Origin of the sequence: Mesorhizobium tamadayense, from assembly GCF_003863365.1 — a bacterium.
GTDB classification, from domain to species: domain Bacteria; phylum Pseudomonadota; class Alphaproteobacteria; order Rhizobiales; family Rhizobiaceae; genus Mesorhizobium; species Mesorhizobium tamadayense.
This window is the reverse complement of the sequence record NZ_RQXT01000029.1, coordinates 35,620-48,564: the sequence shown is the minus strand read 5'-3', so window position 1 is coordinate 48,564 and position 12,945 is coordinate 35,620. Positions and strand designations below refer to the sequence as shown.

The following is a 12,945-nucleotide window of genomic DNA, read 5'->3' as shown; positions in this document are numbered from 1 at the left end:
GAGCATACGGGACGATACGGGAAGCTTTCAGATTTTCGCCCACGAAAAACCCAACAAAATCAAGATCTTTAAGACGTCCTCCGGGCCCACCATTACTTTAACTTATTGATTTTATTTTGTTTTATGACTATGTTAACCTCCGTGTTTTGGACTCGAACCCCTCGGATATTCGAGCAACGAACGATGTGGGAATATTTCGCCGTGGCCGGCTTGCAATGATGGTGGCCGCTGGCTGCCATCTCGCCAGGGCAGCACTCCCTAAGTTGGCAGCGCGAATTCACTGGCGAGGTCGATGGCGCGGCCTTGGCGGGCGGAGATTTCGGCGGCAAGACCCATGACGACGGCCCACCAGCCGTCTTGCAAAGTCACCTCCACCTTGCCCTGCCCGCGCACCGCCGCGACAAAGCGGGCGTGCTCGAAATAGGTCGAGCCGTTATGGTCGCCTGCCTCAAGCAGCTGCGGTTCGACCGGGATTTCCAGAAGCTGCGGTCTCGGCGGATTGCGCGGGCTGACGATGAGCTGGGGCACCGGGGCTGATCCGAGATGCGCCGGCCAGAATCGGCCGGGTCCGGGCACCAGGCATTCGATCTTGCCGTTGCCGCCGACGGCGCAGAGTTCCTCCTGATAGCGGCTGCCCTCGGCGAACATGCACAGTTCCAGCATGGCGCGCGCGCCACTGACGAAGTCGACGAGTACATAGCCGTGGTCGAGAATATCCGGCGTCTCGCCGCCGTAGCGTTCGTCGAGATGGTTCACGGCCTGTCCGGCACTCGCCGTCACGCGCACGGGATCGGATTTGAGGATCAGCCGCATCAGGTCGAAGAAGTGACAGCATTTTTCGACAAAGGTGCCGCCGGTGTTGCGGTTGAAGCGATTCCAGTCGCCGACCTTGGTCAGGAACGGGAAGCGGTGCTCGCGCAGCGTCAGCATGCGGATGCCGCCGGTGGCGTCGCTGGCCTGCTTAAGGAAGGCCGCAACGGGCGGCATGTAGCGGTATTCCATGGCAACCCAGACGAACGGCAGCCGGGCTTTCAGCGCCGCGATCCGGCCCGCGTCGGCGACATCGGTGAAGAGCGGCTTTTCCACCAGCACCGGCAGCGGCCGTCGTTCGGCGATCTCCTCCAACTGGGCAAGGTGATGGTGGTTGGGGCTGGCGATGAGGACGCAGTCGACCTCGTTCATGGCCAGCAGTTCGGCGACCGACGCTGCCGGCCGGGCATCCGGCGCCAATGCCAGCGCTGCACCCAGCATTTCTGAGTCGGGCTCGAAGATCGCGGCGACATGCGCGTCCGGCAACAAAGCGATGTTGCGGATGTGCTCGCGGCCCATCATGCCGCAGCCAACGATTCCGTAGCCGATCGATGTTTTGGTCACGCTCTTCCTTCCGATTATCTGAAACGCGAGATGTAGTGCGCCACACCCGGATCGAACCATGTGCGCGAGCATTCCACGCCGGCACCGTCGCCGGCCCAGGCGAGGCGTTCAACGAAGCCGACGACCGTTCCGGCCAGTGGCCTGAATTCGGCCGGAGCCCATTCGGGCACGGGCGCAACGGCGACGTGATCTTCGGCGCGTGCGATCGTGAAGCCGAGCGCCATCCGGTAGTGGAGATAGAGCGATTCCGAGAGGTCCTCGCTGTCGAGCCGCTCGGCACGGCTTGCGTCGAGCCAGATCTCCTCGACCGCGGCCGGCTCACCATCAAGCCGGCGCAGACGGCGGATGCGGTGGGCTTCTCGCGCGCTGCCGAATTCCGGCAGATCGGCAGGTTTGGGCAACCGCTCGACCGACAGGAGGTCGGCGGTCGGCAGGCCGCCACCTCCGATGCGTTCCAGCCGGAAGAAGGCATAGATTCCGAGCAGGTCGCCGCGCGCCCGCACATAGTTGCCCGACCCCTGGACGCGGTCGAGGAGCCCTTTTCCAGTTAGGTCGGCAAGGGCGCGCCTGAGGGTGCCGACGGCGATCCCCAGGCTCGCGGCCATCTCTCGTTCGGTCGGCAGCCGCGCCCCGTCGGCCAGGCGTCCGGCGGCGATTTCGCGGATCAGCATCTCGCTGATCTGCAAGTGGACGGGCAGGGGGCCGCGCATCTGGCTCGATCGGTGGCCGGGATCGGCCCTTGTCAATTGCATCCCGCTTCCCAAGTGATCTCGATTCTCCAGTGGCATCCAAATTGATACAGTATTGATCTACATCAAATCAGATGCTACGCAAGCCCCATTCGCAGCGCTCAAGCCAGCGACTTTCTCTAGAGAGCCGTAATGACCATCGTCCCAATCACCTCGCCGGATCTCGACGCAGCCGAAGTCTCCTGGTTCGCAGCGCTTTGTGCGGACGACTATCGCTATCTAGGCGTGCCGGACGGCGCGCTGCGGTCGAGCTGGGCGCATTGCTCCGAGATCGTGAAGACATCAGAGGAACTCGGCTTCCGCAATATCCTATGCCCGTCGTCCTATCAGGTCGGCCAGGACACGCTAAGTTTTGTCGCCGGCTGCGCGCCGATCACCTCGAAGATCAACCTGCTCGCCGCCGTGCGCTGCGGCGAGATGCAGCCGATCATGCTGGCGCGCACGATCGCGACGCTCGACCATATGCTGGAAGGCCGGCTGACGGTGAACATCATCTCGTCGGATTTTCCCGGCGAGACGGCAGACAGCGGCTACCGCTACAAGCGCTCGCGCGAGGTGGTGCAGATCCTGCGCCAGGCCTGGACCCGGGACAGCATCGATTTCGAGGGCGAGGTCTATCGTTTCAAGGGAGTGCCGACGGCGCCGGCAAAACCCTATCAGCAGAATGGCGGCCCACTGCTTTATTTCGGCGGCTATTCGCCCGACGCGCTCGAGCTTTGCGCCGAACAGTGCGACGTCTATCTGATGTGGCCGGAGGCGAAGGAGGAGCTCGCCGGCCGCATGAAAGCCGTGCATGAACGCGCTGCCCGCCACGGGCGCACGCTGGACTACGGCCTGCGCGTCCACATGATCGTGCGCGATACCGAGGCCGAGGCGAAGGACTATGCCCGCGAGCTTGTTTCGAAGTTGGACGACGAGCAGGGCAGGGCGATCCGCAAACGGGCGCTCGATGCCGGGTCGCTTGGCGTATCTCACCAGGCCAGGAACCGTGAACTCGCCGACGTGGAAGGCTATGTCGAACCGCATCTGTGGACGGGGGTCGGGCGGGCGCGGTCAGGCTGCGGCGCGGCACTGGTTGGCTCGGCCGACCAGGTCCTGTCGGAGATCGAGGCGTATATGAAGATGGGCATCCGCGCCTTCATCTTTTCCGGCTACCCGCACCTCGACGAGGCACGTCACTTCGGCACCAAGGTGCTGCCGCAACTCAAGACCTGCTCGCTGCCGCACGCCTATGGCCGGGTGCCGGACCGGGTCCCGGCGACACCATTGGGAACGGGGGAGCGGCGCTGATGGAACATTTCGTCTGCGATCCGCGCCTGTTGCGCAGTGCCTTCGGGCGCTTCGTCACCGGTGTTACGATCGTCACCACAGGCACCTCAGACGGGCCGGTCGCCATCACCGCCAACAGTTTTTCGTCCGTGTCGCTCGATCCACCTTTGGTGCTGTGGTCGATCGGCCGCCATTCGCGCCGGTTCGATGCCTTCGCCAATGCAGGCCACTACGCCATCCACGTGCTGGCGGAAGACCAGACCGGTCTGTGCTGGCGGTTTTCGAAATCCGGCTCCGACTTTGCCGGTCTCGATCTCAGCTGGAACGAGCACGGCGTGCCGTTGCTGCCGCGGGCATTGGCGCGCTTCGAATGCAGCGTCGCCGACCGTTTTCCGGCCGGCGACCATATGATCCTGCTCGGACGTGTGCTGGAACTGGAGACGCAAGAGGGGTCTCCACTGCTCTTTGCCGGTGGCGCCTCTCGGACTCAAGGCGCCGGCTGATGACGGCCGGCGCCGGCCCGGGCTGGTGCCGTCGACTGGCGCACCACCAGATTGCAGGCGAGCTCGACGCGGCGCGGCAATCCGGAACGGGCCATATCGTCGAGCAGCAGGCTGAGAGCGGCCGAGCCGATCTCGCGCATGGGAATATGCATCGTCGTCAGCGGCGGGCTGCAGAAGGCCGCCAGCGGCAGGTCGTCCATGCCGACGACGGACACATTGGTGGGCACCGAATATCCGGCTTCCTGGACGCCGGCGATGGCGCCGAAGGCCAGGCTGTCGCCGGCAGTCAGCACGGCGGTGAAATCGAGGCCGCGGGCGGCGATGCGCTCTTTCACCGCCTTGCTCGCAAGCTCGGGCAGCCAGTCCTGGACCTCGACCACGAGGTCTTCGAAGCCGGTGATGCCGCCTGCCATGAGTGCGTCGCGCCAGCCTTCGTAGCGCCGCTCGATCGTGCGCCGGCCGCGCCGCATCAGGAACAGGATGCGGCGGTGGCCGAGGCCGATCAGATGCTGGGCGGCAATCATGGCGGCGGAGCGGTTGCAGGGCGTCACGCTGGAATGGCGCATCGAGGGATCGTCGCCATTGACGAGCACGACCGGCTTGGAAAGGCCGGCCGTCAGCGTCAGCACGTCGTCATCGTCGAGCGTCAGGAACAGGCAGCCGGCGACGCTGTCGTCGCTCTCGGAGTCGCGCAACAGGGCGATTTCGTCCTGCGATGTCGCCACCGGCCGGGTAACCAGTTCGACGCCGAGCATGCGAGCGCGTTCGTTGAGGCCGTCAAGGACGTGATAGGTGAACTGGGAACGGGCGCTGTCGATCATGGCCACGCTGCTTGCCGCCAGGATGACTTTGCGGCCGGCGACCGAGGCCGGAATGGCGTAATTCATCGACTTCGCGGTTTCGATGATCGTGGTGCGCAGTTCATCCCTTACGCCGCCGACGCCACTCAGCGCACGCGAGGCGGTGCTGACCGACACGCCGCACCGCGCGGCGATCTCTTCAAGTCGAATACGGCGGCTGGGGCGGCCGCGCTTGCCCTGGATGGTCATATGTTCCCGCGTCTCCGGCAAAGTCACTCAACACAGGTGTCGGGCAAATCTGCAAAAAATTTTCAGATTGCGCAAGAAAAATGCCTGTGGGACAGTTCTGACGGAAGCGGAAAAACCCGGAGGAGTGATGCCGCTGTCGTCCGAACGCCTGAATTCCGTGCTTGCCAGCCTTGTGGCCGGCATGACTGGCCTGCGCCATGACGGGCGGTTCGATGAGCCGAATCTCGACGGGACACCGGGCGATTATGTCAGCTTCGACAGCTGGGAATGGCCGCAAGGCGTCGGGCTCTACGGGCTGGTGCGGCTATGGGCGCAGACCGGCGACGAAAGGCTGCTGCAGACGATCGAGGCCTGGTACGACCGCCATATTGCGGCCGGTCTGCCGGCGATGAACGTGAACACAACCGCGCCACTGCTGGGCCTCAGCGAATTGTGGCGGCGCCGGCGCCAGCCGCGCTACGAACCAGTCTTGCGCGACTGGGCCGAACGGGCAATCGCCACCATGCCGCGGACGCCGGAAGGCGGTTTCCAGCACAATGTTTCGGATCGGGTCAACGACGACGAATTGTGGGACGACACGCTGTTCATGGTGGCGCTGTTTCTCGCCTCCTTCGGCCAGGCTGCCGGTGAGCGTCGCCTCATTGACGAGGCGGAACGGCAGTTCCTCGTCCACGCACGTTATCTCGCTGACCCGGCATCCGGCCTGTGGTTCCATGGCTGGACGTTCGAGGGCCGGCACAATTTTGCCCGTGCCCGCTGGGCGAGAGGCAATGCCTGGATCACCGTTGGCATCCTCGACCTGGTCGAGTTCGCCGAGATCGTGCCTTCGGTGCGGGCCTATTTGCTCGGCGTGCTGGAGACGCAGATCGAGGCGCTGCTCAAGCTGCAGACGGGTTCGGGTGCTTGGCGCACGCTGCTAGACGACCCCAGTTCGTATGAAGAGATCTCCGCCACCGCCGGTTTCGGCTATGGGCTGATGAAGGCTGCGCGGATTGGCGTCGGCCCGGTTGCATGTCGTGCCGCCGGCCTGCGCGCACTCGAAGCGGTGGTAGCCAATATCGACGACAGGGGCGTGGTGGCGAACGTGTCCTACGGCACCCGCATGGGTCACGACCTGCAATTTTATCGCGACATCCCGATCCAGCCGACCGGCTACGGCCAGGCGCTGGCCATACTGTGCCTGACCGAAGGCTCGCGGCATCTGCAGGCGAAGGTGGAGGCGGCATGATGCGGACGAACTACGGCGCATCGCCCGGCGATATCTCCGGCATGGACACCGAGCGGCTGCGGGCCGAATTCCTGGTCGACGGCCTGTTCCGTCCCGGCGCGATCGAATTCGTCTACACCCATATCGATCGCATGATCGTCGGCGGCGCGGTGCCGCTGGCCAACCCGCTGCTGTTCGGCCATGGCGCCGATGTCGGCACCGAGCTGTTCTTCACGGCGCGCGAGATGGGCATCGCCAATCTTGGCGGCGGCGGCACTGTCACTGTCGACGGCAGGCGCTTCGCGGTCGCCGACCGCGACATCGTCTATATCGGACGGGGCGCACGCGAGGTCGCGCTGGAGAGCGACGATCCAGAGAGGCCGGCGCACTTCTACATGAATTCCGTGCCGGCCGGCGCCGAGATACCGCATCGTCTCATCGCCAAGGGCGAAGCCAAGCCGCTGGTGCTGGGCGAGGAGGCGCGCGCCAACAAGCGCACGCTGCGCATGTATATCCATCCCGAAGTGGCGCCTTCCTGCCTCTTGCTGATGGGCATCACCGACCTCGCGCCCGGCAGCGTGTGGAACACGATGCCGCCGCACCTGCACGAGCGGCGCATGGAGGCTTATTGCTATTTCGACCTCGGAGCAGCGGACCGTGTGGTCCACCTGATGGGCCGGCCGGACAATACCCGCCATTTGATAGTCGCCGACGGTGACGTCGTGCTGTCGCCGGCCTGGTCTATCCATATGGGCGCCGGCACAGGTCCCTACGCCTTCGTCTGGGGCATGACCGGCGAGAACCAGGCCTATACCGATGTCGATCCGGTTGCCGTGAAGGATTTGCGATGAGTGAGGCCGCCCAGAACATGCAAGCCGATTTTGCCTTGCGCCGGCCGGTCGCGTCGGGCCAGCCGATCGTTTACTGGCGGCTAGGTTCAATCGCCGAGCAGCGCTACGACGTCGCCGACCAGCCGATGAGGGGGGAGATGGATCCCTTCTTCTTCCTGACCAAGCACAAGAATTTCATTCCGCATGAATATCCGTGCCGCACCGAGTTCGCAGCCGAGCGCCGCGGCAAGCGGCCCGGCCACAAATCGCAGCCGAGTTCAGCGCCGAGCGCATCTGGCTGCCCTTTGCCTCGCCGCGCGTCGACCTGTCGGGCTTCTGGTTCCGGCCGACGGTATTAGGCACCTGGGCCGAGACGATCATCGAGGCCGCCTCGGCCGGCGAGGCCCTGCTCAGGCTACGCACATGCGGCGGCGCCATCCTCTTCGCCAATGGCGCGGAAGGCGGCTGGATGGCGCCCTATGGCCGCAATCTGGAAAGCGCGGAGGACTTTCGCATCGCGCTGAAGGCCGGCCGTAACACCATCCGCATCTGGTTCGACGATCTCGCCGAACGCGACGCCCGCTATTATTTCCAGCTCGACTATCTCTCGGGGCCGGCAATCTCTATCGCGCTGCCGATCGAGGTTGAGGGCGGCGTCGCCGACGCAATGGAAGCAGCCCTCGACGACATGCATTTCGAGCGTCCTGCCTATGATGGCGGCGCTGTGGCTCTGGTCACCGGCGTGGCCCTGCCGCGTGACGCAAAAGTCGCGGTCGAGATCGAGGGCGATTTCATGTCGATCGAGGCGCCGGTGCGCTTCGCCTTCTATCTGGCCAAAGGTCAGACGCGGCTGCCGATTGCCGATACCGAGCAGCTGCCAGCCGACTTTCGCCACTTCAAAGTGACGCTGACCATCGGGGATCACAGCGCATCTCGTGTCTTCGGCGTCGAGATCTGCCATGCGCGCCGCCAGGGCGCCGCACCGGCAACGCTTGCCGCGCGCATTGATGAGGCGCTCAACGAGGTCGCCGATCATGCCGAGGCAGACACGGTGCGCGCGCTGGCGCGCCTGGCGATCGGGCAGGCGGGTGCGGAAACCGACGTCATGATCTCCGGCGCGCTGCCGGCGATCGAGGATTGTCACGACTGCGCCGACTTCATCCTGGTGCCGTTGTTGTGGTGCCGCGGGGCTTACGGTGATCGGCTAGAAGCCAACCTGCGCCCGCGCGTCGACAAGGCCATACTCGGCTATCGCTACTGGATGGATGAGCTCGGCAACGATGTGCAGTGGTATTTTTCCGAGAACCACGCGCTGCTCTTCCATACCGCTGCCTATATTGCCGGTGGGCTTCTGCCCGCCGAACGTTTCGTGCGCTCTGGGCGTCTTGGCCGCGAGCAGTCGGCTGTGGGAGCGGCGCGGGTGCGGGCGTGGCTCGATCATTTCGAGGCATGGGAGATGGCCGAGTTCAACTCGGCGCCCTATTTCCCGATCGACCTCAAGGGCCTGTGCGCACTCTATGCACTCGCTCCGGACAAGGACATCGCCGAGCGTGCCGGCAAAGCCATCATCCGCCTGCTCGAGATCGTCGCCCGCTCGGCGCACCACGGCATGCTGACCGGCGCGCAAGGCCGCTCCTATGAGCACACGCTGCGCGCCGCGCGCTCGCTGGAGCTATCGGGCATCTGCCGCATGGTCTGGGGCAAGGGCAATTACGGCATGCGCTTCCATGCGCTGCCGCAGCTGGCGCTCTGCCTTCGAGACCACGGCTTGAGCGTTCCCGCCGAGCTGGCGCCTATTGCCTCTCTCGCCGACGATACGGCGTGGGAATGGACTTTTGCGCAGGGACAGGACCGCTTCGCCCGGCTCTACCACCACAAGACGCGCAACCATGCGATGGGTAGCGCCGCCGGCTATCGCTGGAGCCAGTGGGGCTACCAGGAGACTGTCATCCATGCCCGGCTGGGCAACAATGCGGATGCGCAGATATGGATCAACCATCCGGGCGAAGTTTTGCAGTCCGGCTATGGCCGCCCGTCCTATTGGGGCGGTTCCGGCACCTTGCCGCGGGTTCACCAATACCGCGACCTTGCCGTCGTCAGCTTTGCCTGTTCGGACGAACAGCCCGACTTCACGCACGCCTGGTTCCCGGCCAGCGCCTTCGATGCCGTGCAGGTGGATGACCATCGCGCCTTCGCGCAATCGGGCAACGCCTTTGCCATGCTGAAGACGGATGTGCCGCTGATCGAGATCAAGGGCGGACCGACGGCCGGCAACGAGTTGCGGGCGGCGGGGCGCAAGGCGATCTGGATCGTTCGCCTCGGCAGCCGGGATGCCGGTCTGCCGACGCTCGACGGCTGGGTCGCCGCCTTTGCCGGCCTGTCGGTGCAGCCAGGCTCCGATGGCGAGTTGATCATCGAGGATCCGGAATACGGCACGGTGCGGTTTCTCGCCGACGCAAGGGTCATGGCGCAGGGCCGGACCCTCGATCCGACCAGTTGGACCGTGCGCGGCGAGGCGACGCTTATGCAGCGCAGGGAATAGGAGGATCGCCGCGCCCCTCATGGGAGGAGGGTGTGGCGGCTTGGATCATCGGGGCGAGCCCCGGACAAAGGAGGAGACGAAAGCATGAAAAAGACCCGCACTTTGCTGGCCGCGCTATCGGTCAGCCTGCTCGCATCGACCAGCGCGTTTGCTGGCGACGTGCGCATCATGTGGTATTCGGACGGTGTCGAAGGCGATGTCATCCAGGACATCCTGAACCGCTTCATGAAGGACAATCCCGACATCCACATCACCCTCGACAATGTCGCCTACAAGGTGATCCAGGAGCAGCTGCCGATCCAGCTCGAAGCCGGCCAGGGCCCGGACATCGCCCGCGTCACCAACATCAAGGAGCTCGCCCAGCACTGGCTTGATCTCAGGCCACTGGTGGCCGACGCGAAGTACTGGGACGACAATTTCGGCGACACGCTGGACTGGATGCGACCCGACGGTTCCAAGGCCATCACCGGCTTCATGACCCAGCTTACGCTCACCGGCGGCTTCGCCAACAAGACGTTGTTCGAGCAGGCCGGCGTGGCGTTACCGGGCGACAAGGCGACCTGGGACGACTGGATCAACGCCGCTGCCGAAGTGGCGAAGAGCCAGCAACTGCCGGCAGCGTTCGCGATCGACCGCTCGGGTCACCGCATTTCGGGCGCCAACGTCTCCTTCGGAGCGAACTACATCGGCGCCGACGGCAAGCCGGCGAAGGTCGACGACGGCACCAAGGCGTTCGTCGGCAAGCTCGTCGACTGGACCGCCAAGGGCCTGATGCTGAAGGACACCTGGGTGTCGGCGGCAGGCTCGACCTATCGCGCTGCAACGGACGATTTCATAAACGCGCAGATCCCATTCTATTATTCGGGCAGCTGGCAGGTCGCCAATCTGTCGACCAAGATAGGCGACAGCTTTGACTGGGTGGCAACCGGCTCGCCCTGCGGCACCGCGGGGTGTTCGGGCTTGAAAGGTGGCGCCGCACTCGTTGCCATCAAATACACCAAGAACCCCAAGGATGTGGCCAAGGTTATGGATTACCTGGCCAGCGAAGCCGTGGTGAAGGAGTTCAGCGAGCGCACCCTGTTCCTGCCGGCGCACAAGGGCGTCATCGCGAAAGGCGGATTGAAATGGGGTTCGACCGACAAGAATGTCGGTCCGGCGCTCGACAAGTTTGTCCAGGCGGCGGGTGAGACCTTGCCGGCAGCCGACGCGCTGCCGCCGTGGAAATGGGCCAATGCCTACTTCGCCGCGCTCGTCACCCGAGTGAGCCAGGTGATGGCCGGCGAACTTACCCTCGACGCTGCCTGGGTCAAGATCGACCAGGATATCGCCGACAAGGTCGCCGAGGCCAAGTGAGCGCCGTTGCGACATTGAAGTCATGGACCGGCGCTGTGCTCGCGGCGCCGGTCTTCTGGCTGGCATTGATCGTCAACGTGCCGCTCAAGGCCTGGCAGCGCGCGACGGGCACCGGCGGCATGGCCGCCTTCTTCCTCGCCCCCAACATGGCGATCTTCGGCATCTTCGTCCTGGTGCCCCTGGTCATCAACTTCTTCTATTCGGCCACATCAGGAACCGCCTACTTCCTCCAGGATCGCTCGTATGTAGGGCTGGAGCAGTATCAGCGCCTGCTCGATTGCAGCAACTATCTGGATACCGCCACCTGCCGCGAGGACCTGTTCTGGAAGGCCGTGCACAACACCGGCCTGTTCGTCATCGTACAGGTGGCGCTGTTGACCGTCGTGTCGATGGCAACCGCGCTGATCCTCAACCGCGAGATCATCGGACGCTCTTTCTGGCGCGCGGTGTTCTTCTTTCCGGTGCTGTTGTCGCCCGTCGTCACCGGCCTGATCTGGCGCTGGATCCTGCAACGCCAGGGGCTGCTGAACATGATCGTGCATGACTTTGGGGGCGAGCCGCACAACTGGCTGACCGACCGCTTCTGGGCCTTCACTGCCGCCGTCAGCGTTTCGGTCTGGGCGCATATGGGCTTCTATACGTTGATCCTGCTTGCCGGATTGCAGGCGATCCCGCGCGACCTCTATGAGGCGGCCGAGATGGACGGCACCAGGCCGGCGCGGGTGTTCTGGCGCATCACGCTGCCGCTGCTGATGCCGAACCTGCTCGTCGTCATCGTGCTGGCGCTGATCCGCGCCGTGCAGATCTTCGACGAAGTCTATGTGCTGACCGGAGGAGGGCCGGGAACCTCGACGCTCTACCTCACGCAGTACATCTACGAGATCGGCTTCGCCTCGCTGCTGCGCAATCCAGGGCTGGCTTCGGCGGCCTCCATCTTGATGGGACTGGTGCTGGTCGTGCTGACCTTGGTGCAGTTGCAGGTCGGGCGCCGGGGCGAACGCAAGGGGGCGCGGCAATGAGCGGCGTCGCGGCATTCCTGACTCGCCGGCGCGGTGGTCGCTCCTGGCACTGGACCGACACTGTGACTTGGCTGTGGCTCGTCGGCGGTCTAGTCATCATGTTCGGCCCGGCGGTCTGGCTGGTCGGCTCGTCGTTCAAGACGCCGGCGCAGCTGGCCGAGTTTCCGCCGACCATACTGCCCTATGTCGGCCAGCAGATGAGCGTCGAAGGCTATGACAAGCCGCTCACCCTCTACACGGTGAAGCTGCCGGACGGCTCGAGCAAGGTGATGGCCGAGGTCCGCCGCATCGGGATCGTGGCGCAGATGATCGATCCCAAGGCGCCGAAGGACATCATCAAGGTCAATATTGCCGACCGGCAGCCGGTGCGTGAGATCGGCTTCGCGACTGAGAACTATACCGAACCCTTCGTCCATTTTGACTTCCTGCGCTATCTCCGCAATTCGGTTTTCGTCACTGCAATGGCGACGCTGATCACGCTGCTGACCAATTCGATGGCCGCCTTCGCTCTGTCGAAATACAAGTTCCGCGGTCGCGATTTCACCATGCTCCTGATCGTCGGCACGCTGATGGTGCCGCTGTCGGTCATCCTGGTGCCGCTCTATTCGGTGGTCAGCGCCTTCGGCCTGCTGGATTCACTGTGGGGCGTCATCCTGCCGACGGTGGCCACACCAACCGGCGTGTTCCTGCTGCGCCAGTATATGCTCACCATCCCCGACGAAATGCTCGATGCCGCGCGCATGGACAATGCGTCGGAATGGCAGATCTACTGGCGCATCGTGTTGCCGCTTGCAGCACCCGCGCTGGCGGTGCTTGCCATCTTCTCGGTGGTTTGGCGCTGGAACGACTTCCTGTGGCCGCTGGTGGTGCTGTCGCGCAAGGAGCTCTACACGCTCCAGGTAGGGCTCAATACCTATGCCGGCGAGCTCAATGTGCAGTGGCACTACATCCTGGCGATGACCGTGGTGACGATGATCCCCGTCGTGCTCGTCTTCGTTTTCCTGCAGCGCTACATCACCTCCGGCATTGCCGGCACCGGACTGAAGTGAG

Annotated in this window: 10 protein-coding genes and 1 pseudogene; 8 read left to right on the top strand and 3 right to left on the bottom strand. The window is 64.3% G+C overall.

Features of this window, described 5'->3' with window-relative positions; all coding sequences use genetic code 11:
* Positions 1-258: 258 nt before the first annotated feature.
* Together EH240_RS21780 and EH240_RS21775 are read right to left on the bottom strand one after the other, a co-directional pair.
* The gene (locus tag EH240_RS21780) at positions 259-1,374 is read right to left on the bottom strand and encodes a Gfo/Idh/MocA family protein (RefSeq protein WP_281035147.1); all 1,116 of its coding nucleotides are present in this window, start codon (positions 1,372-1,374) and stop codon (positions 259-261) included.
* A gap of 14 nt (positions 1,375-1,388) precedes the next feature.
* The gene (locus tag EH240_RS21775) at positions 1,389-2,126 is read right to left on the bottom strand and encodes a GntR family transcriptional regulator (RefSeq protein ID WP_245436268.1); all 738 of its coding nucleotides are present in this window, start codon (positions 2,124-2,126) and stop codon (positions 1,389-1,391) included.
* A gap of 129 nt (positions 2,127-2,255) precedes the next feature.
* Here EH240_RS21775 and EH240_RS21770 point away from each other — a divergent pair, with 129 nt between their 5' ends.
* Both EH240_RS21770 and EH240_RS21765 read left to right on the top strand, forming a co-directional pair.
* The gene (locus tag EH240_RS21770; RefSeq protein ID WP_125002451.1) at positions 2,256-3,413 is read left to right on the top strand and encodes an LLM class flavin-dependent oxidoreductase; all 1,158 of its coding nucleotides are present in this window, start codon (positions 2,256-2,258) and stop codon (positions 3,411-3,413) included.
* Entirely contained in the window at positions 3,413-3,895 is a 483-nt protein-coding gene (locus EH240_RS21765; RefSeq protein WP_125002449.1) for a flavin reductase family protein, read from the top strand. Before EH240_RS21770 ends, EH240_RS21765 begins: the two co-directional genes overlap by 1 nt.
* On the opposite strand, the gene EH240_RS21760 is transcribed toward EH240_RS21765, so the two are convergent.
* Entirely contained in the window at positions 3,880-4,944 is a 1,065-nt protein-coding gene (locus EH240_RS21760) for a LacI family DNA-binding transcriptional regulator (protein WP_125002447.1), read from the bottom strand. The genes EH240_RS21765 and EH240_RS21760 overlap by 16 nt on opposite strands.
* Before the next feature lie 127 nt (positions 4,945-5,071).
* On the opposite strand from EH240_RS21760, the gene bglB reads away from it, so the two are divergent.
* The 6 genes and pseudogenes from bglB to EH240_RS21730 all read left to right on the top strand — a co-directional run bounded on the left by bglB (position 5,072) and on the right by EH240_RS21730 (position 12,944).
* Positions 5,072-6,172 carry a beta-galactosidase BglB gene (bglB, locus tag EH240_RS21755; protein WP_125002445.1) on the top strand — a complete coding sequence of 367 codons (1,101 nt, stop codon included), beginning with the start codon at positions 5,072-5,074 and terminating at the stop codon, positions 6,170-6,172.
* A complete protein-coding gene (kduI, locus tag EH240_RS21750; protein ID WP_125002443.1) occupies positions 6,169-7,002 on the top strand; it encodes a 5-dehydro-4-deoxy-D-glucuronate isomerase in 834 nt (277 codons plus the stop codon). The genes bglB and kduI overlap by 4 nt, the downstream gene beginning before the upstream one ends.
* Positions 7,003-7,019: 17 nt before the next feature.
* Positions 7,020-9,523 (top strand): annotated as a pseudogene (locus EH240_RS21745) (hypothetical protein).
* Positions 9,524-9,607: 84 nt separating this feature from the next.
* Positions 9,608-10,876 carry an ABC transporter substrate-binding protein gene (locus EH240_RS21740; RefSeq protein WP_125002441.1) on the top strand — a complete coding sequence of 423 codons (1,269 nt, stop codon included), beginning with the start codon at positions 9,608-9,610 and terminating at the stop codon, positions 10,874-10,876.
* Positions 10,873-11,895, top strand: a complete 1,023-nt coding sequence (locus EH240_RS21735; protein WP_425374820.1) for a carbohydrate ABC transporter permease — start codon at positions 10,873-10,875, stop codon at positions 11,893-11,895. Before EH240_RS21740 ends, EH240_RS21735 begins: the two co-directional genes overlap by 4 nt.
* The gene (locus EH240_RS21730; RefSeq protein WP_125002439.1) at positions 11,892-12,944 is read left to right on the top strand and encodes a carbohydrate ABC transporter permease; all 1,053 of its coding nucleotides are present in this window, start codon (positions 11,892-11,894) and stop codon (positions 12,942-12,944) included. The genes EH240_RS21735 and EH240_RS21730 overlap by 4 nt, the downstream gene beginning before the upstream one ends.
* The last annotated feature ends 1 nt before the right edge of the window (position 12,945 follow it).

What these genes read in the sequence shown, in the direction of transcription:
- EH240_RS21775 (WP_245436268.1), bottom strand. Translation starts at nt 2,126, where the DNA reads ATGCAATTGACAAGGGCCGATCCCGGCCACCGATCGAGCCAGATGCGC.
- EH240_RS21770 (WP_125002451.1), top strand. Translation starts at nt 2,256, where the DNA reads ATGACCATCGTCCCAATCACCTCGCCGGATCTCGACGCAGCCGAAGTC.
- EH240_RS21765 (WP_125002449.1), top strand. Translation starts at nt 3,413, where the DNA reads ATGGAACATTTCGTCTGCGATCCGCGCCTGTTGCGCAGTGCCTTCGGG.
- EH240_RS21760 (WP_125002447.1), bottom strand. Translation starts at nt 4,944, where the DNA reads ATGACCATCCAGGGCAAGCGCGGCCGCCCCAGCCGCCGTATTCGACTT.
- bglB (WP_125002445.1), top strand. Translation starts at nt 5,072, where the DNA reads ATGCCGCTGTCGTCCGAACGCCTGAATTCCGTGCTTGCCAGCCTTGTG.
- kduI (WP_125002443.1), top strand. Translation starts at nt 6,169, where the DNA reads ATGATGCGGACGAACTACGGCGCATCGCCCGGCGATATCTCCGGCATG.
- EH240_RS21740 (WP_125002441.1), top strand. Translation starts at nt 9,608, where the DNA reads ATGAAAAAGACCCGCACTTTGCTGGCCGCGCTATCGGTCAGCCTGCTC.
- EH240_RS21730 (WP_125002439.1), top strand. Translation starts at nt 11,892, where the DNA reads ATGAGCGGCGTCGCGGCATTCCTGACTCGCCGGCGCGGTGGTCGCTCC.